Source organism: Geothrix paludis (assembly GCF_022808815.1).
GTDB lineage: Bacteria > Acidobacteriota > Holophagae > Holophagales > Holophagaceae > Geothrix > Geothrix paludis.
This window is the reverse complement of sequence record NZ_JAKZLC010000002.1, coordinates 375887-394226: the sequence shown is the minus strand read 5'-3', so window position 1 is coordinate 394226 and position 18340 is coordinate 375887. Positions and strand designations below refer to the sequence as shown.

General features: G+C 59.8%; 16 protein-coding genes. 14 read left to right on the top strand and 2 right to left on the bottom strand.

From position 1 onward, the window contains the following. Positions 1-104 precede the first annotated feature (104 nt). The 14 genes from MLE64_RS07400 to MLE64_RS07340 all read left to right on the top strand — a co-directional run bounded on the left by MLE64_RS07400 (position 105) and on the right by MLE64_RS07340 (position 16232). A complete protein-coding gene (locus MLE64_RS07400) occupies positions 105-518 on the top strand; it encodes a hypothetical protein (protein WP_243317134.1) in 414 nt (137 codons plus the stop codon). A gap of 563 nt (positions 519-1081) precedes the next feature. After that, positions 1082-1360, top strand: a complete 279-nt coding sequence (locus MLE64_RS07395; RefSeq protein ID WP_243317133.1) for a hypothetical protein — start codon at positions 1082-1084, stop codon at positions 1358-1360. Positions 1361-1489: 129 nt separating this feature from the next. Next, positions 1490-1780 carry a hypothetical protein gene (locus tag MLE64_RS07390; RefSeq protein WP_243317132.1) on the top strand — a complete coding sequence of 97 codons (291 nt, stop codon included), beginning with the start codon at positions 1490-1492 and terminating at the stop codon, positions 1778-1780. Positions 1781-1975: 195 nt separating this feature from the next. After that, the gene (locus MLE64_RS07385; RefSeq protein WP_243317130.1) at positions 1976-3505 is read left to right on the top strand and encodes an ATP-binding protein; all 1530 of its coding nucleotides are present in this window, start codon (positions 1976-1978) and stop codon (positions 3503-3505) included. 2248 nt (positions 3506-5753) lie between these two features. Beyond that, positions 5754-6272, top strand: coding sequence for a DUF2318 domain-containing protein (locus tag MLE64_RS07380; protein ID WP_243317129.1), 519 nt, complete (start codon positions 5754-5756; stop codon positions 6270-6272). Between the two features lie 8 nt (positions 6273-6280). Further along, positions 6281-7438 carry an ABC transporter permease gene (locus MLE64_RS07375; protein ID WP_243317128.1) on the top strand — a complete coding sequence of 386 codons (1158 nt, stop codon included), beginning with the start codon at positions 6281-6283 and terminating at the stop codon, positions 7436-7438. A 14-nt stretch (positions 7439-7452) separates the two neighbouring features. Then, positions 7453-8178 (top strand): ABC transporter ATP-binding protein, encoded by a 726-nt coding sequence (locus tag MLE64_RS07370; RefSeq protein ID WP_243317127.1) that lies wholly within the window; start codon positions 7453-7455, stop codon positions 8176-8178. A 226-nt stretch (positions 8179-8404) separates the two neighbouring features. Then, on the top strand, positions 8405-9625 hold the full coding sequence (locus tag MLE64_RS07365; protein WP_243317126.1) for a porin: 1221 nt from the start codon (positions 8405-8407) through the stop codon (positions 9623-9625). Positions 9626-10021: 396 nt separating this feature from the next. Beyond that, positions 10022-10453: an IS200/IS605 family transposase gene (gene tnpA / locus MLE64_RS07360; protein WP_243317125.1), complete on the top strand. Its 432-nt coding sequence runs from the start codon at positions 10022-10024 to the stop codon at positions 10451-10453. A 402-nt stretch (positions 10454-10855) separates the two neighbouring features. Further along, positions 10856-11422, top strand: coding sequence for an RNA polymerase sigma factor (locus tag MLE64_RS07355; RefSeq protein WP_243317124.1), 567 nt, complete (start codon positions 10856-10858; stop codon positions 11420-11422). 67 nt (positions 11423-11489) lie between these two features. Further along, positions 11490-11696 (top strand): heavy-metal-associated domain-containing protein, encoded by a 207-nt coding sequence (locus MLE64_RS07350; protein WP_243317123.1) that lies wholly within the window; start codon positions 11490-11492, stop codon positions 11694-11696. Positions 11697-11807: 111 nt separating this feature from the next. Continuing rightward, positions 11808-13946, top strand: coding sequence for a heavy metal translocating P-type ATPase (locus MLE64_RS07345; RefSeq protein ID WP_243317122.1), 2139 nt, complete (start codon positions 11808-11810; stop codon positions 13944-13946). Between the two features lie 299 nt (positions 13947-14245). Further along, positions 14246-14848 (top strand): class I SAM-dependent methyltransferase, encoded by a 603-nt coding sequence (locus MLE64_RS16025; RefSeq protein WP_423748243.1) that lies wholly within the window; start codon positions 14246-14248, stop codon positions 14846-14848. A gap of 16 nt (positions 14849-14864) precedes the next feature. Continuing rightward, positions 14865-16232, top strand: coding sequence for a pyridoxal-phosphate dependent enzyme (locus MLE64_RS07340; protein WP_243317121.1), 1368 nt, complete (start codon positions 14865-14867; stop codon positions 16230-16232). Here the strand turns inward: MLE64_RS07340 and MLE64_RS07335 are convergent. Continuing rightward, the gene (locus MLE64_RS07335) at positions 16217-17644 is read right to left on the bottom strand and encodes a sensor histidine kinase (RefSeq protein WP_243317119.1); all 1428 of its coding nucleotides are present in this window, start codon (positions 17642-17644) and stop codon (positions 16217-16219) included. The genes MLE64_RS07340 and MLE64_RS07335 overlap by 16 nt on opposite strands. Continuing rightward, positions 17644-18324 carry a response regulator gene (locus MLE64_RS07330; RefSeq protein WP_243317118.1) on the bottom strand — a complete coding sequence of 227 codons (681 nt, stop codon included), beginning with the start codon at positions 18322-18324 and terminating at the stop codon, positions 17644-17646. Before MLE64_RS07330 ends, MLE64_RS07335 begins: the two co-directional genes overlap by 1 nt. Between the last annotated feature and the right edge of the window lie 16 nt (positions 18325-18340).

Below are 18340 nucleotides of genomic sequence, written 5' to 3'. Positions count from 1 at the left end.
CATCCCAAAAACGACCGCGGTCCTGACCCGGATCCGGTCCCGTCGAAACCTGATCAGCCGTGAACTCCGCCGGCTTTCGAACACTTCACCCCAAGGAGGTTGAAATGAACCCATACACCCTGCTCCTGCCCGTCCTGCTGTCGTTGGCTGCATCCCCCGCCATGGCGCAGTGTGGCCCCAGCCATGGCGGACACTCCGGCCACGGAGGACACAGCACCACCCAGGATCATTCCGGGCATCAGGACAGCGGGCCAAAAGTGAAGGCCACCAACACGATCTGCCCCGTCATGGGGCAACCCGTCAAGCCAGGTCGAGACCGAGAGGTGGTGATCCGGGGCAACTACTACTTGGTCTGCTGTGATGGATGTGGGCCTGCCATGTCGGAGGATTACGACAAGTACCTCGACAAGGAGGGAAGGCCTCTCAACGACCCGACGCGCGATTCGAAAGAGGGCCCAAAGAAGGATGAAGGCAAACCCGACTCCTCCCACCAAGCTCACGAGGGCCATCAGCACTGAGTCGAGAGATGAATTCGCCCATTCCGGCGGATTGGAACTCGCCATCTACTTCGAACGGGCCGGCGAGGCACTGATCACCGACACCATCCACCTCCACTAAGGAGTTTGGCCAACACACTCAGCGATCCCAATCCGATCGCTCGAAATGTTCCCTGGGATTCCCAGACGCATGCCCTTCAAACGGGGTAAGAGAGGTTTTGTGCACCCATTCCGCAAGCAGGATGTTGGTTCGACAGGTCAGGCGACGCAAGGGCGAAGCTTGACGGTCGGCTGCTGCCTGCGGATCTCCTCTGTGTTCCTGGAGGGGGCCGTCACGAAAAAGTGGACCGTGACGGAACCTGCGACACGCCTCCGCCGCAGGACCCAGGACCAGGGGAGGGCACCCTTCGGGGTGCCGCCGGCGCCGGGGATGTTCTGTTCTGGAGGGTTCGGAACACCCCCGGCGCCGGGTCTTGGAACGGTTGAGCGCTTCCCAGGTGAGCCCTATTGCATGGATCAGCCCCGAACGGCGGCCCGGGCTGTCCCTCCCTTTCTCCAGGCCGTCACCCACTGAAAGGACATCCATGATCAACCTGCTGTTCGCCCTGGCACTCGCTGCCAACCCCGAAACCAAACCGGCGACCAACCTCATCTGCCCCGTCCTCGGACAAAAGGTGACCGAAAAGAGCAAGACCGTGACCGTTCGTGGGCAGGAATACAGGATCTGCTGCGCCGACTGCGACAGCAAACTCAAGAACGATCCTGGCAAGTATCTGAACGAGGACGGTACCCCGAAGAATGCCGGCCAAGCCCCGGCGATGCCTACCTCTGGCCATGCGGGCCACGGCGGACACATGCATTGATGTTCGGACTCCCCCTCATGGGAAGGGTCCTCATGGTCCTGAAAAGGCGATTGAAGCCGCCAATGGTGGGCCTTGTCACGGCCAAGGCCCACCTTCATTCCCCCGCCGTGATCCCCTAGGAGAAAAAATATGCTCTCTCTTCTATTGACCCTCGCTATGACTGCCAACGCGCCGTCCAAACCCGCCGTCAATGTGATCTGCCCGGTCTGCTCGGGTGAGGTGGACAAGGAAAGCCCGACGGCTGACATCCGTGGTCAGCAGTACGCCCTCTGCTGCACGCCTTGCGAAGAACCGCTCACCGCGGCACCAAATGACTATTTGAAGGCGGACGGGACTCCCAAGAATTCGCCCAAATGCATGAAGATGGCCCCCGAGAAGGACGTATGGGCGTCTGGTACCTACATGCCGGACATGCCGTAGCTGTGAGACCTGAGGTGGGCCATGGCTCCAAAATATCCTTCTGTCTCGCATCGTCGAAAGCTCTGGATTCTTGGAGCCGTGGCACTGCCGTTTCTCGGGCTTCTGCTCTGGTCTGTCTTATTGATTCAGTCGACTCAGGCAGCCTCCCTCGGATTCGCGCATTGCAGCACATGGACCTTGGAGACGTCCAGGCATATGGGAGTGCTGGAGGAAGTCCATGAGAAGGCCCTTGGGTTACTACACGCCGAACGCCCCGAAGTCGAATCCGCGGCCCTAGAAGCCAGCATCGATCGCCTGAGAGCCTCCCGACAGGAGCTTGGCCGGCGGACCGGCCAAGAACCAGACGCCTACCTCACAGCGGTCGATCGATCCATCTCAGGGTATCTCGACCAAGTTGCCTTAGCCAGACAGCACGCCCAGAACCTCAAGGCCCTTCCGGCCGGGCCCGAGAGAGAGCTTCGATGGCAGAAAGCCATGGAAGCTTATGCCCATCTGGACCACCAACATCAGACTGTCCTGGGCGCCCTACAGGCCTTGGCTCGTTACCACAAAGACATGTTGGAACTCGCCATCCGGTCCAGCCGACAGAATGCACGACAACTCGCATTATTCGCGGGTGCATCCGTCCTTCTTGCCATGGGGTTTTGCCTGGCCGGCGGGCTGGCCTTCTACCAACAGCATCGAAGCCAGGTTCTCGCGGACTTTCTCCAGACCCTGGTCGACACCATTCCAGATGGCGTAATCGCCTGGGATTCCCAAGGAGACGTGATTCGGCTCAATCCCGGATTCGCAGCCTTGGTGGGCATTCCTTCTCTGCGGCACGCCATGAGGCCGCGCATCCATACCTTCCTGCCCGAGGAAACCGTGAGCCGAATGGAGGCTGCATCTTCCGAGCGACCAGTGAGGTTGAATCTGGTCCACGCCAGCGGGGCCTTACGGGCCGTGGATGCAAGCATCGGACGCATTGATCATATGGGTGGCCCCTCGTTCATCGCGCTCATGCGCGATGTGTCAAATGATGTGGAACGCGAGCGGAGAATGGTGGAATCCCAGTGGCAAGCTGACGTTGGCCGACGTGCAAGTGCGATCGCGAAAGATCTTGAATATGCGATGCACCCGGTGCTCTTCGCGCAGGAGCTTCTCAAGCCTGGAGGCGACGCCCCACCCGCTCAGGCCGAAGCCTGGAGGACCCTCCATCGGGCCTCAGAACAGGCCGCCTTGCTCCTGCGTCAGTTCAGCCACACGGCTGCAACCTCTGAAGAATCACCGGATGTTCGCGTGTTCGACCTCCAGGTCTGTCTGAGGGAGGTCATCGAGTCCTTTCACATAAACCGAGGCACCATGGCGGGAATCGATGTCGATCTCGATTCTGACCCGAGCCCGGTTCGCGGACCGGAGAGCTTGGTTCGCCGAAGCCTAGAACTCCTGATCCAGCGAGCGATGGATCTGGCGAGTGGAAGGGGTTCGGTTCTGATATCCAGTCAGCAGGCGGCAGGATGGGTGGCGGTGCAAATTCAGGACCCTGGTCGCAACGAAACGGATGCGGAACTTGCAAGGTTGTTCGACCCCCTGTTCTGTCTCCCGGGGATCCCCCCAGTCGATGGATTCGGAACCTATAACGTCTCTGAAACGGTCCATTCCATGGGTGGAGATATTGGCATCGCTCGAACGAGCCACGGGTGGACCGAAATCACGCTCAGATTCCCGCTGGAACTGACGTCATGACCAGACACCTGCCCGACAGCCCGAAGGACCCAACGGGAATCTCCGCGAGGCGGGGCGAGTCAGAATTACCGCCCTTCGACTCACCGGATCCGATCAACCCAGATCCCCAGAACCGGTGGGCGCGAGGCATCGTCTATTTTTCGGCTGTCATCGGATTGGCCCTCGCCGCGCTGATGATCTTGCGTCCCCCAGATACGCCCAAGGATCCTCGGGCACAGCCCTCAATCTGCTCTCCTTCCTGCCGCTGACCACGCTTACAGGAGTTTCCATGAGCGGTTCACACCCTGGAGGGCCAATTCGGCCGTCTCGGCCGCGGGCTCCCAAGAAGTTCTTCAAGGACCTGATCATGCCGGCCGTGCCTCACCCGGCGGGCGCCGTTCCTGAAGGACTTCAGCCAAAATCAGACTCGCGAAGTGTCCGCTTCGCCGTGATCTGCTGGGTCACGGCAATTCTCGTGTTCGGGTCGTGGATCGCCTTCTCCCAAATCCGGAAGGCCATGAAGAGGCGGTCGCTGCAAGCAACGGGATGCTGCGGCTGTGAGCAAGGGCGTAGCGGCCAATCCTGTGCCGGGGGTGTGGCATGTCCACTCGCGGCAGTATCGCGGTCCGCCTGCCGTTCCGATCGAGCGTCCTCTCCAGGATCGGGTTCCTCCAGCAGCCGAACTCAAGGCACCCCCTCATCCGTCACCGGCCCCTAACGATGCGCAACCCTACGGGTAAATCTAAAAAGGTCGTCATGATCCCAGCGCTACTTATTCCTGCCGCGATTCATGCAATGGGCTCTCCCCACCCTGAAGAAATCCAGCCCGGTTTGTTTGTTATACGGGGTATTCCCGAAGAGGAGGTGATTCATTCCCTGGGTTTAGTCTCATTCATCCATGTGATCGACTTGAGGCGCCCATCTGAGGGTGATCTCACGCTCGAATCTGAGGCCATTGGCAACAGTTGGGGTGGCTATTTCAACCTTCCAATGGACCGAAATCCAACCCCCGCCCAGCTGGATTCATTCAGGGCTCGCCTGTCTTCTCTATCCCCCGGGGCCAAGGTGCTCGTTCATTGCGCTTCCGGAAGCCGCGCGGGAGGAGCCCTTTTCGCTTACTGGGTTCTGGATGGAGGGCTATCCGTCGAGGATGCCCTGCGGCTCGCGCGGAAGGCCGGGCTAAGTCACCCGGAAACGGAAGCGGCGGTGAAGGCCTACATCAGTGCACGGCATCTCCGTGTTGGACACCCCCGATTCAGCACGGAGGACTCGGAATGAACCAAGGACTCACCGGTTTGCAGGGTCCACCCGGACGGATTACGGCTCGCCCAAGGCTGCTCCCTGGCTGCCCGCTTTGAGGAGGATGCCGTGACGGGAAACGAATCATCCACCAACAAGGCTTGGATGGCCCCAGCGCGGGGCCGGCTCTGGTTTGCCTTGTTGCTCGCCGCTTCGATTGCCGCAGCCCTGACCCTCTATGGGATCCAGCCCGTGCGAACCCCAACCTCCGGCACCACCGCCCAGGGCGGATGCGATCACACACCAGGGCCCAATGGTCCTTCTGCCTGTCCCCACGGTGTCAATGCCTCTGGGGGTTGCAACATGTCCGAGCCGGGAACGGATCTCGTCGCCTCCGGACCTCAAACACGATTGAGCTGGACCTTGCCCCGAGGCTGGACCGCCTCTCTCGAGGATGGGGGGCTGAGATATGCAACCTTGAAGCCCACCGTCGTTGGAGATGTCGAGGTTTCCGTCTCGTTCCTGCCTGGGGGTGCAGGCGGTGCATGGGCCAATCTGAATCGCTGGCGAGGACAGGTCGGCCTCCAGCCCATTTCCGAATCTGAAGTTGAATCCCATCGTGCCTGGATGAAGTCCAAAGCGGGCCAAATCGCCGTCTTCGACATCGACAATCCTGATTCACCCAAGGGCCGCATGACAGTGGGCATGGTCGAAGGCGGGACCCACACCTGGTTTCTCAAAGTGACGGGAACTCGAAGGGCTGTTCTACGGGCCCGGCCCGCCTTTCTAGACCTCTTGGGAAGCCTAAGAGCCGAGGACCATTCCTCCCCGGAAAGGTTCGCCGGATGAAAACCTTCATCGCGGCTCATTTCTGGGCACCTGTTCGGGGGCATCCCGCTCTCTCAGTGATCACCCCCTGATTCCGACGGGCCGACATTCCTGATCCGGCCACCGAACCTCCACCATGTTCTCCCCCCCACCCCGTCCCTAGGCGCCTCTGGGCGCATGACCCACCACAGGAGTCCTTTCCATGTCTCAGCACAAAGCCAAACAGGCCCAGTTCGTCCAACCGCAGAAGAAGAAAAACCTGCCGATCATCCTTGGAGCCGCCTTCGGGCTGGTCGTCGTGGCCATGCTGGGCTGGAACATCCTGGGGAGTGGGAACGGCAGCGGGAAGTACCCCACGGTCAAGGCCTCCCAAGGCCAGGTAAGCCTCCAGGCTTCGGGAATCGCCGATGGCAGGGCGCATTTCTTCACCTACCGGAGTGGGGACACGGACGTGAATTTCCTCGTGGTGAAAAGTGTTGATGGGCAGATCCGGGCGGCCATCGATTCCTGCGTGGTCTGCTTCCGCGGCCGCATGGGCTACCGGCAGGAGGGGGACTACATGGTCTGCAACAAGTGCAACCAGCGCTTCCACACCAACCTGATCAACGAGGTCAAGGGCGGATGCAACCCGGTTCCGTTGGCTCGGACTCTCGTGGGGGACCGCCTTCTCATTCCCGAATCGGAACTGATCCAGGGCGCGGCGTACTTCCGCCTTAACTAGGAGCAGGCATGAACCTCCGCACCATTGCATGGAATAACCTCTGGCGACGGAAGTCCCGCATGGCTTTTCTGGTGGCTGGTCTGCTCATCGGGGTCGCCACCGTCGTCACCCTGCTCTCGCTGACCCAGTCATTGACCATGGAAGCCGAGCACAAGCTGGAGAGCTTCGGCGCCAATATCGTGATCACCCCCAAGAGCGATGAACTCGCCCTGTCCTATGGAGGGATCACCCTGGGAGGCTTGTCGCTCGATGCCCAGGAAATCAGGGAGCAAGATCTCGTCCGTCTGAAATCCATCCCCAACCACCAGAACATCGCCGCAGTGGCTCCGAAGGTGCTGGGAGCGGTGACCATCGGCTCCTCCCGTCTGATGCTGATGGGAGTTGACCCCCGGACGGAATTCCGGGTGAAGGGTTGGTGGACTCTCGATGGCAGGCGTTTGGCTTCGGACCATGAGTTGGTGGCCGGACGACGTGCAGCCCAGAAACTCGGCCTGAGCATCGGCTCGCCGGTGACACTTGGGGGCGAGACCTTCACGCTTACCGGGGTCCTTCGCCAAACCGGGTCCCAGGACGACGATCTGTTGATCGCGCCACTCCCGACCGCCCAACGGATTCTGAAGAAAGACGGGGAAGTGTCCCTGGTCGAGGTGGCCGCTCTCTGCAGCGATTGTCCCGTGGAGGACATGGTCTCCCAAATCTCTGAGGCGCTTCCCGGAGCGAAGGTGAGTGCCATCCAGCAGGTGGTGAAGACCCGCCTACATGCCCTGGACCAGTTCAAGTCCTTCTCATTCGGGGTCGCCGTGGTGGTCCTCCTGATCGGCGCGCTGGTGGTTTTCGTTACCATGATGGGATCCGTCAATGAGCGGACCCGGGAAATCGGGATCTTCCGGGCCCTCGGGTTTCGCCGGAGCCATGTGGTCTCTCTGATCCTGATGGAGGCCATCGGCGTCAGTCTGCTGGCCGGAGTCCTTGGCTACCTGGTGGGCATGGGCGTCACGCGTCTTCTCCTCCCTTGGCTGGCGCAGGGCCATCCCCATCTCGCATGGAGCTCGTCTCTGGCCGGCGGCTCCACTCTCCTAGCCGTTCTGGTAGGCACTTCAGCCTCGTTCTACCCGGCGTTGCATGCGAGCAAACTCGACCCCACCGAAGCTTTGCGGGCTATCTGAACAAGGACAGATCCATGGCATTCATCGATATCAAAAATTTGAGAAAAGTCTACAACGGCAGCTTAAACCACCAGGTTACAGCTCTGAAAGGACTCAACCTGGAGGTGGAAGAAGGCGCCTTCCTGGGCATCATGGGGCAGTCCGGCTCAGGTAAGAGCACCCTTCTCTCGATGCTTGGGGGACTTTGCCATCCCACCGCAGGGGCGATCCATGTGGACGGCATCGATCTCTACGCCTTGGGAAGCGAGAAGCTCGCGGATTTCCGGCGGGAGTATCTCGGATTCGTGTTCCAGAGTTTCAACCTGGTCCCCTATCTTTCGGCCCTGGAAAACGTGATGCTGCCCCTGGCGGTCAAGACCATACCGAAGACCGAGAAGCGCGCCCAGGCGGCCAGGATGCTGGCGCGCGTCGGTCTGGAAGATCGCGGCGGACACCTGCCCAACCAGCTTTCAGGAGGCGAGCAGGAGCGGGTTGCCATCGCCCGCGCCTTGGTCAACCAACCGCCTCTGTTGTTGGCGGATGAGCCCACAGGCAGCCTGGACACCACCACCTCGGCAGAAATCATGGCTCTTCTCAAGGAACTCAATGATCAGGGCCAAACCATCGTCATGGTGACCCACAACGTGGAGAATCAGCCGTTCTTTGATCGAACGTTGATTCTGCGAGATGGCAAATCCGTCGATGAAAAGGCAAACCAACACGATTTCAATCTTTTAATGCCAAAAAGTATTGAATGTTGATGCGCGCAGGATTGGATAGAGGCCCTCCCGAAATGTAATTAATTGTAGTCATCATTCAGCTGCAATTAATTGCGACTAGCGTTGTTTATTTAAATTTCTATTTTTGAATTAAAATATTTTAAATTAATAATTAATAAAGAAATAAGTATTTATAAAGTTATTATTATGCCATTTGCATTTTGTCGAGAATTAACCATAACAATAAGCATCACAATCGGAGAGCAACATGAAAAAGATTTCGCATGTTTTCACTCTGGTCACCACCAGCATCGTGTGTGGTAGTGCTTTCGCACAGACTGGCCCGACGATCTACGGTGTAGCCGATCTGACCGTTGAATCCACGAAGGCAGAGGGATCGACCACTGCCCCAGGGACAAACGACATCCCCAGTCGCACCAGGCTTAACGCCAATAGCTCCTTGCTCGGGGTCAAGGGCAAGGTGTCCTTGGTCGGCAACAACGCCCTCATCTATCAGTTCGAGACCTACATCGATCTTGGAAATAACCAAGTCAGTTCCATGAATACTCCCGTGATCAATAACGATACAACCGTGCCTGTTTCTGGCCTTGGTGGGTCTGGAACATCGGTGTTTGGTGCCAGGCGGGATACTTTCCTGGGAGTGACGGGTGACTGGGGAACCTTGAAGGCTGGCTACCTCACCTCAGGATTCCGCGGGGCGACTGCCAAGGTTGATCTGGTTCCGGGTGCGACCGGCATCGACTCCTCCTACACCGTGTTTGGGTTTGCGGGTCCGGGGAAGTCCTACTTCCAGCGAATGCCTTCGATCATGTACACAACTCCGACGTTCAACGGGTTCTCTGCGGCGGTCAACTACATCGTGGATACTGCCAAGGCGAATGCGGCAGGTAATGTCGATCCAGGCGGATGGGATGTCCTGGCCCGCTACGAGACCGAGCTCTTCCATATTTCCTATGTCCACACAGATTTGAAGGATGTGCTCTGGGGGGGATACCGGAAGGAGACCAACAAATCTGATGCTCTCTTCGCTGGCATCAACTTCCCCACGGGCACCACCCTCAGCGCCATGTACAACACGAGCAAATCCACGCTCACGACCACTGCGGCTGTTCCTGTGGATGTGGAGGTGAAGCAGAACTCCTTCTATGTTGGTGTCAAGCAGGCGATCGGTAAGCATGAGTTCCTGGTGAATTTCCAGAAGGCTCCTGACTTCACGGGTACCAACCTTGCCTCGGCCGCGGGTGGTGCGCTCGCGACTACCGATACTGGTGCGACACAATTCGGCGCCCGTTACGCCTACAACATTCTCAAGAGCACCCAGATCTACGGGGTCTACTCCAGGATCACCAACAGTGCCAACGCGGCTTACAATTTCAACATAGGCTCCATCGGCGCATCGACTGGCCAGACGGTTCAGAAAGGGGCCGACCCAACTTCCTTTGGCTTTGGCATGCGCTTCACTTTTTGAACCGCGACTATCTGGAATCACCCGGAACCGATTGCTCCGAAAAAGTGATTCGAGCAAACTGCCTCAGGCCCCACCATTGCGGGGCCTGCTTAGTACATTTTTGCGCCACAAGAAGACACTCTCGACACATCAGGAGAAGCTCCTATTCCAGATGTCTTGACGCGCGACGTCAGGACGATCCGTCTTCCACACGTCCAAAGATTGATTGTGAAGCCCCTCATCGTGATCTCCGACCGGTGCCATATCCCGTGTGGGAAGGACGCGTGTTGTCGTTGGTAACCAAGTGGAGTAGGCCCCCCGCTTCGCGGGGGTGACAGTAGAAGTTTGACAATTACAGGAGTCCACCGCAGAACTCTTAAAGGTGAGCCGGCAAGCGCACATATGAGGAGAACTGAGATGGACCCAACGGAAAGTTTAAGCCACACGAAGTGGGAGTGTAAGTACCACATCATATTCGTGCCAAAGCGAAGAAGAAAAGTAATGTACGGGAAGTTGAGGGAACATCTTGGAGAGGTGTTTAAGGAGTTGGCAGGGCATAAGGAGAGTCGAATTCTCGAGGGACACCTGATGCCAGATCATGTGCATATGCTGGTGATGATTCCACCCAAGTATGCAGTGTCTCAGGTGGTGGGGTACATGAAAGGCAAGAGCGCAATTCATCTGGCGCGAGTGTATGGAGAAACGAAGAGGAATTTCACGGGCCAGCATTTTTGGGCGCGTGGATACCTGGTATCAACGGTGGGAAGTGACGAGCACCAGATACGGACGTATATCCGGAATCAGGAAAAGGAGGACGAGCGATTGGAGAAGCTGGAGCTTTGGCGCTGAAAGCCACCGGGAAGGTGGCCCCAATTAATTCGGGGCCGCGTTAGCGACCCCGCTTAGCCGCTTTGAGCGGCTCACCTAATAAGGCCTCCGGCTCTGCCGGAGGATCGTTACCTGCGAGCAGGACCATCTCCCCACGCCCTTTGGACTGGAATGGACCATGGATTCAGCGATTCCGCCTCTCCTCCGGGGAACACCAACGTCTCCCGTTGGATTGACCGCGTCCTTTTTGCATGGAAGGCTTTCTCCCGGCGTCGGACTATCGGCGAGGCCTCCTGCGTGTCGAACCCTGCCGTCTGCGCCTAGCATGAGATTTGATGCAAGAACCTAACCTGGGGGCCATCGGGCCAATCAACCCTGTCTTGCCCTCGTTTTTCGATCTTTGCGACCTCTTTGTGTGACGGCATGAGCAGCACCAATCCAGATCCCGTGCTTTCGACCCTTCTGGAGGCCAGGGAGCAGTTCGTCCGCTTCTTGACCGCGCAAACGCAGAATCGGGCGGAGGCGGAGGATCTTGTCCAGGCCTCACTCCTGAAGGTAATCCAGACAACCGCGCAACCAGATTCGGCCGATAGCGCGGTGGCCTGGTTCTACCGGGTGCTCCGGAATGCCTTGGCCGACCACCACCGGGCCCGCCAATCCCAGCTTCGCGCTGCGGAACGGCATGCCAGGGAGCTGGATGAAGCGGAAGAGCCTGAACTCGAACAGGTGGCATGTCAGTGCATCAAGGCTCTACTCCCCACCTTGAAACCAGCCGAAGCCAATGCCCTGGAAGCCATCGACTTGGGCGGACAGACCCTTGCTGAAGCCGCGACTCATCTGGGCATCACCCCAAACGCCATGGCGGTACGTCTCCATCGGGCCCGGAAAGCCCTCAGAGAGAAGGTGGAGCGGACCTGCCGCACCTGCGCCGCCCATGGGTGCCTCGACTGCCGCTGCCGGCCGGCCCTGCTAGAACCAAAAAACCTGTAAGCGGATCGGGATATCTCCGTCTTTCTCTGTGAAGGCCGTGGTCACGGCCCCTTCCACAGGAGATCCCATGTCCAGCACCATCACCCTGAGTGTCCCCGCAATGACCTGCGGACACTGCGTTTCGACCATCCGCAAGGCCCTGCAGGGCCTCGGTCTCACGGAGGCCCAGATCGACCTGAAGACCCGGGAGATCCGAATCGAAGCCTCGGCGAGTGCGGTACCCAGCATCCTGGCCGCCCTGTCGGCGGAGGGTTATCCCGCCTCTTCCCGCTGATCAGGACACGTCCGGCCGTGGCCAGAATCTCGAACTGGCCGCGGCCGCCCTCTCGCTACATCCCCGACTCGCCAGCATGAGGGGGGGGGCTTTCTTCGCCGAGCTAGACGCGTGACCCCCGTCACCCAAGGAGAACCAATGGAATCTCGGACCTTCCCCATCGAAGGCATGACGTGCGCTACTTGCGTGTTTCGGGTCGAAAAGGCCTTGAAGGCCGTGTCCGGTGTCGAAACCGTCATGGTAAACCTCGCCCTTAACGAGGCCACCGTGGCCTATGCCCCCGCGACCACGCCCAAGGCCCTGGCCCAGGCAGTGGCCGAGAAGGGCTACACGCTCGTCCTGGATCGCACGAACCAGCCCGAAGGCGCGGAGGCTCGGACCTTGGCCGTGAAGGCCGCCCTGGCTTGGGTCCTATCCATCCCGCTGCTGCTGACGATGGTACCTGGGCTGAACCTTCACCTGAGCTGGGAGATCCAAGCCCTGATCTCCGCTGCGGTGGTATTCGGCGCCGGCCAGTCCTTCTTCGTTCGCGCCTTGAAACTGCTTCGTCAAGGCGAGTCCAGCATGGACACCTTGATCGCCCTGGGTTCAGGCACCGCCTGGGCCTTTGGTATTTCGGAGGGTCTTGCCGGCCGCCACGATTTGTCCTTCGAGACAGCGGGGCTGCTGGTGGCCTTCCTGTTGCTCGGGAAATGGCTGGAAGCCAAGGCCAAGGGCAAGTCCGCCGACAGTCTGAAGGCCTTGCTGAAGCTGGCCCCGAGCACGGCCATGCGGCTCGAAGCGGATGGTTCGGAGCGGGAGGTTCCAGTGGCCGATCTCCATCCAGGCGACCGCATCCGCGTCCGCCCTGGGGCCAAAATCCCAGCCGACGGGTCTGTCCTCACGGGCGAGGCCGATGTGGAAGAGGCTCAGCTGACTGGAGAGCCACTTCCCGTTCCCAAGCGGTCAGGGGACAGAGTCCTCGCCGGCGCCCTGGTGCACGGAGGTGCCCTGGAAGTTGAAGTCCAGGCCGTGGGTGCCCAGAGCTGGCTGGCCCGGTTGGCCGCCCAGATCGCCGAGGCGCAGACCTCCAAGGCAAGTGTCCAAGCTCTGGCGGACCGTATTTCGAGCAGGTTCGTGCCCGCGATTCTGATCCTGGCTGCTCTGACCTTCTTTGGCTGGTACCTCTATACAGGCTCTGTGGCGGAGGCTTGGCGTCCGGCTGTCACCCTCCTCGTGATCGCCTGCCCATGCGCCCTTGGCTTGGCCACACCTGTGGCTATGACCACGGCCTTGGGCACCGCCGCCCGGCACGGGCTGCTGATCAGGGAGGCTCACGCATTCGAGCGCCTGGCAAACCTCACGGACTTGGCCTTCGACAAAACCGGCACCCTGACTGAAGGACGGCCGACCTTGCAAGAGGTGCGTACTTTCGGCGTGAGGACTTCGGACGATCTGGTGCGTCTGAGCGCTTCCTTGGAGCGGGATTCCGAACATCCGTTGGCTCAGGGAATCAGAGAGGCAGCCATAGGACAGGATCTGGAGGCGGTGGAGGGCTTCCGGGCCCACCCTGGAGGCGGCGTCACGGGCACTGTTCGAGGTCTCGCCTATCGCCTGGGCAACGCTGCTTTCCTCGGAGTGGACTTTGCTTGGCCCGACGCGGAAGGCACCCTAGTAGGGCTTCAGGAAGAGGGGCACCTCATTGGCATCTTCAGATTGTCTGACGCCGTTCGACCTGCCTCGATGGGCCTCGTCCGCGAATTGAAAGCCCAGGGCTTGAGGCTGCACCTTTGGAGCGGAGACCGTCCCGAAGCCGCGAGCCGGATGGCGGAATTCCTTGGCCTGTCCGAGAGCGTGGGAGGATGCACGCCTGAAGGGAAGCGTGCCAGAGTGTCAGGCCTCCAGGCCGCTGGCCGGGTGGTTGGGTTCGTCGGCGACGGAGTCAATGACACTGCTGCACTCGCCCAGGCTGACGCGGGCATCGCCATGGCGGGCCTTGAGGCTGCGCAGGCCGCCGCTCCCATCAACCTGCTGCGTCCGGGCCTGGAACCGCTTCGCTTGGGGCTCCGTCTCGCCCGAAGGACTCAAGCCATCGTTCGGCAGAACCTCGCCTGGGCCTTTGCCTACAACCTGGTGCTCATCCCCCTCGCCGCGACCGGAACCCTGGAACGCTTCGGCGGTGCCATGCTCGCAGGTGCGGCCATGGGCCTCAGCAGCGTGACGGTGGTCCTAAACGCGCTCCGCCTTCGGTACGTCCCCAATAGACACTGATGCGTTCCAAAGCGTGGCCGCAGAGGTAGTGACGTCCATCAAACTGCGCGGGAGTTGCTCCGAGATGAAAGAAATTCCTGTATTCTTGATCAATTAGGAGGAGTGCATGTCCCAGATGTGTTGAAGCGTAGCGCCGATCAGGCCCAGCTCGAACACGTCTAGAGGAACTTCCATGCGACATCCTTCAATACTTCTCCAGCCCAGCCCCTCCTCCAGTTTGGAAGCAGGCGGTTGTCGTTGTTGTCGGTCCATGTCTTCCATGGCTGTCAACACCCGACAACTTACGACTGGAGTGAAGTATGGATTCCGTGATTGCTCGCCTGTCCCGCCCGAAGACCGGCGCCCCTCAGTGGATTGATCCTATTCTGTTCGCCGGGAAAGCACTGTCCCGACCGAGAAGGATTGGCGCGGTGCTTCCTAGCGGCGCACCTCTGGCGAAGGTCATGACCCGGATGGTCAACGGGCAGACCGTCGTCGAGCTGGGGCCGGGGTCGGGCAGCATTACCCGGCATTTGCTGAATTCCCTCCCTCCAACAGGACGATTGCTCGCCTTGGAGCTTGATCCGGATCTGGCTCGCCGCCTTCAACATCACGTGAGGGATACACGTCTGGTCATCCGAACGGGGGACGCTGCAGGGCTTGAGGATTGCCTCCAGGCCCTCGGATGGAGTCCCGTGGATGCGGTTGTCTCGGGCATCCCATTCCAAGCCCTCCCGGTTAGCTCTCGGGATCGCATCCTGTCCGCTGCGCGCTCTGGGCTCGCTCCAGGGGGTCGATTCATTGCCTTCCAGTACGGCCTGAGGCTGATACCGCTTTTCCAGAATCACTTCCGACGTGTCCACGTACTCGGACCTGTCTGGCGGAACCTTCCACCTGCCTACGTCATTGTCGGCCTTCCCTGACCCTCGGAGAGCGCCTATGTATCCTTCATCATCGAACTCTGTGCTTGATCTCATTGGCCAAACGCCACTCGTGAAGGTTGGCCGCCTTGACACCGGCCTTTGCGAACTATTCCTAAAGCTGGAGTCCCAAAATCCTGGTGGCTCAATCAAGGATCGGGTGGCTCTGGCGATGATCCTTGAGGCCGAGCGAGAGGGGAGATTGGGCCCTGGAGGAACGCTTGTCGAAGCTACCGCCGGGAACACGGGTCTTGGTCTCGCGCTGGTTGGTCGAGCCAAGGGATATCGAGTTCTCCTGGTGGTCCCTGACAAGATGGCCGAGGAGAAGCTGATTCAACTCAGGGCCCATGGCGCGGAAATCCACCTGACACGCTCGGATGTCGGCAAGGAACACCCTGACTACTATCAGAACGTGGCAGCCCGATTGGCCTCCAGCATCCCTGGGGCCGTCTACACCGACCAGTTCTCCAATGCCGCGAATCCGAAGATCCATGAAGAAACCACAGGCCCCGAAATTCTGGCTCAGATGGGGCATGATGTGAATGCTGTGGTGTGCGGAGTCGGTTCTGGAGGGACCCTCGCAGGGCTCACCCGATGCTTCCGAAAGCAGGGACGCCCTGTTGAGATGATCCTCGCTGATCCCGAAGGGTCGATCCTCGCACCGTGGCTCCAGGATGGAACCATGGGTGAGGCAGGGAGCTGGGCGGTGGAGGGCATCGGTGAAGACTACCTCCCTCCTCAAGCCGATTTTTCTGCGGTGCGGGGTGCCTTCATCATCAGCGATAGAGAGAGTTTCCAGGCCTCGCGCCTGCTCCTGGAGGAAGAAGGCATCCTCGCGGGATCCTCGACGGGCACACTCGTGGCGGCGGCCCTGAAGTACTGCCGCGAACAGAAGGCACCCAAGAGGGTGGTGACCTTTGTTTGCGACACGGGTGCTCGGTACCTATCCAAGGTCTTCAATCCCGCTTGGACTCGCCGAAGGGGTTGGGAGACCTCCCCCTGCTTTGGCGATCTGAGGGATCTGGTGGCACGCCGGTTCGAGGATGGCTCCGCGCCTTCAGTGAGTCCGGAGGATCCTGCCCTCAGCGCGCTGAAGCGCATGGAGGCTGGTGGGTTGAGCATGATTCCCGTCATGGACAAATCCAGCGTGCTTGGCGGGGTGGAAGCCCGAGCCCTGCTCGCCGGTTGGATCTCAGATCCGGAGACCCGTGCTCAGCCCGTCGGCCCATGGATCCAAAGCGACCTCCCCTGGCTGGATTCAGGGGCGGATCCGGAGCAGCTCCACGAGCTGGCTATCCGGCATCCCATGGTCATCATCTTGCATGAAGGCAGACCCTACGGTTTCGTAACGCCTATCGACCTCGCCTTTTCTCACAAGGGTTCATGAGCCACCGCCTTCCCCAGAGGCGGGAATCGCACGACAAATCGGGCCCCTCCCTCGGATCTGTTGGTGGCTCGAATGGAAGCCTGATGCGCTTGGGTGATCCAGTGGACAATGGCTAGGCCAAGCCCCGCTCCGGGCGCCGTAGCGTGCGAGCGCGCACTGTCACACCGGTAGAACCGATCGAAGATACGCCTCAGGTCGGTCTCGGGGATGCCAGGCCCTGTATCCTCAACCATCAATAGTACGTTTTCAGCCTCTGGGAAAACCCCCAACACCACCCGGCCCCCGCGGGGAGTGAACTTCAGGGCGTTGTCCAAAAGATTCGCCATCAGCTGATGAATCCATCGTTCATCCCCGGTAATGATAGCCGGGGATGGCGCTTGGACCTCCAGGCGGATGCCCGCCTCTTCGGCTCGGGAGATAAAAACCTCGGCTTGGTATTGGGCAAGTTCATCAAGCCTTAAGCTCTCCATTCGGATGGGAAGACGGTCAGTGTCGGCGCGAGCCATCAGAAGGAGGTCGTCCACGATCTGACCGAGGCGGGTTACCTCCTCACCGATGCTGGCCATATCCTCTTGACACTCCTCGCGTGAGGGATCGCTTCGTTTTGCAACGTCCACAAGGCTTCGGATGTTCGCCAGTGGACTCCTGAGTTCGTGGGAGGCGTCAGCCGTGAACCGCTTCATCGCCTCGAAGGAGCCTTCGAGCCGGTTCATCATGTGGTTGAGAGTGTCCACCAGCCGACCGATTTCGCAGTCCGCCCCGGGATGTGGGAGCCGAAGCCCGAGATTCTTGGCTTCAATCTCCCTGGCCATCGCAGTGACTCTTTCCACGGGCGCCAGGGCGCGTCCAGCCAGCATGTACCCCCCGACAGCGGATATGGCTAGTCCGAGAGGAAAGAACAGCAGGAGCGTATCTCGAAGAGACGCGAGGATGGGTGAGACCTCCCCCAGATCTTCCACAACGCGGATGACTCCCTTCCGTCCCATCCGGGTTTGGTAGGGGACCGAGAACACGCGCCAAGGCCTTTCATTGTCTTCAAGGGTCTCGAACCAGGGTTCGTCCGCGGAATGCCATGTCGCTTTGCTTAGAAGCGCAACCATGGGATTGACCTGCATCTCGGGTGAAAGGAAGAAGGCGCTCCGCTGTCCCTGGTCTTCGTGGATAAGGAGGAGCCGCCCGACTTGGCCCAATTGGGCCTGCTGTTCCGGCGTGAGATGCTCACAATCGGCCTGCGCGGAGAGGATCTGGAGGGCCTGTGCAGCGATCTCCTTGAGGGATCCGTCATGATGCTGGAGTAGGCGTCGGTGGACCAGCCCATATGTGAGAAGGGTGAAGACCACCATGAAGGAAGCCAGAGCTGCGCTGTACCAGGCGGTCAGGCGGAATCTCAGTGTCTTATGGAACGTGGCCATCAGGATGGTTCCCGAAGGACATAACCGGCGCCCCGCAAGGTGTGGAGCAGTTTCTGATCCCGCCCGGAATCAATTTTCTTGCGGAGTTGCCCAACGTAGACGTCCACCAGGTTTGAGGCGTCCCCATAGTCCATGTCAGAGGCCCACACATGGTTGAGGATCATGCTTCTGGAGAGGACCAGGCCTTTCCTCCGCATGAAGAGTTCCATGAGCGCATATTCCTTTGCCCTCAGCGGGATGAGATGCCCGTCGCGCCGGAGCTCGCGGCTTCCCAGATTCAGTTCAAGGTCCGCGAAGCGAAGGATGAGCTGGGGCTCAGATGCAGGGCGTCGGGTGACGGCTCTGATCCGGGCGAGCAATTCTGGAAATTCAAAGGGCTTTGGGAGGTAGTCGTCCGCGCCAAGGTCTAGACCCTTGACCCGATCGCTTAAGCTGTTCCTCGCAGTGAGGAGAATCACAGGGACCTTGCATCGTTGCTGCCGTACTCGTGAGAGCACCTCGAACCCGTTCAGGTAAGGAAGCATGACGTCCAAAATCATCACATCGTGGTGACAGGTCAATGCCATCTCAAGCCCGCGGAGGCCGTCCACGGCCTTGTCCACGACGAAACCCTCGGCACAAAGCCCCTTCTCCAGGGCTCGAGCCAGTTTCAATTCATCTTCCACCAGCAGGACTTTCATGAGGCCTCCCATCTCG

Coding starts and splice junctions, on each gene's coding strand:
- MLE64_RS07400 (WP_243317134.1), top strand. CDS start 105: ATGAACCCATACACCCTGCTCCTGCCCGTCCTGCTGTCGTTGGCTGCA.
- MLE64_RS07395 (WP_243317133.1), top strand. CDS start 1,082: ATGATCAACCTGCTGTTCGCCCTGGCACTCGCTGCCAACCCCGAAACC.
- MLE64_RS07390 (WP_243317132.1), top strand. CDS start 1,490: ATGCTCTCTCTTCTATTGACCCTCGCTATGACTGCCAACGCGCCGTCC.
- MLE64_RS07385 (WP_243317130.1), top strand. CDS start 1,976: ATGGGAGTGCTGGAGGAAGTCCATGAGAAGGCCCTTGGGTTACTACAC.
- MLE64_RS07380 (WP_243317129.1), top strand. CDS start 5,754: ATGTCTCAGCACAAAGCCAAACAGGCCCAGTTCGTCCAACCGCAGAAG.
- MLE64_RS07375 (WP_243317128.1), top strand. CDS start 6,281: ATGAACCTCCGCACCATTGCATGGAATAACCTCTGGCGACGGAAGTCC.
- MLE64_RS07370 (WP_243317127.1), top strand. CDS start 7,453: ATGGCATTCATCGATATCAAAAATTTGAGAAAAGTCTACAACGGCAGC.
- MLE64_RS07365 (WP_243317126.1), top strand. CDS start 8,405: ATGAAAAAGATTTCGCATGTTTTCACTCTGGTCACCACCAGCATCGTG.
- tnpA (WP_243317125.1), top strand. CDS start 10,022: ATGGACCCAACGGAAAGTTTAAGCCACACGAAGTGGGAGTGTAAGTAC.
- MLE64_RS07355 (WP_243317124.1), top strand. CDS start 10,856: ATGAGCAGCACCAATCCAGATCCCGTGCTTTCGACCCTTCTGGAGGCC.
- MLE64_RS07350 (WP_243317123.1), top strand. CDS start 11,490: ATGTCCAGCACCATCACCCTGAGTGTCCCCGCAATGACCTGCGGACAC.
- MLE64_RS16025 (WP_423748243.1), top strand. CDS start 14,246: ATGGATTCCGTGATTGCTCGCCTGTCCCGCCCGAAGACCGGCGCCCCT.
- MLE64_RS07340 (WP_243317121.1), top strand. CDS start 14,865: ATGTATCCTTCATCATCGAACTCTGTGCTTGATCTCATTGGCCAAACG.
- MLE64_RS07335 (WP_243317119.1), bottom strand. CDS start 17,644: ATGGCCACGTTCCATAAGACACTGAGATTCCGCCTGACCGCCTGGTAC.
- MLE64_RS07330 (WP_243317118.1), bottom strand. CDS start 18,324: ATGAAAGTCCTGCTGGTGGAAGATGAATTGAAACTGGCTCGAGCCCTG.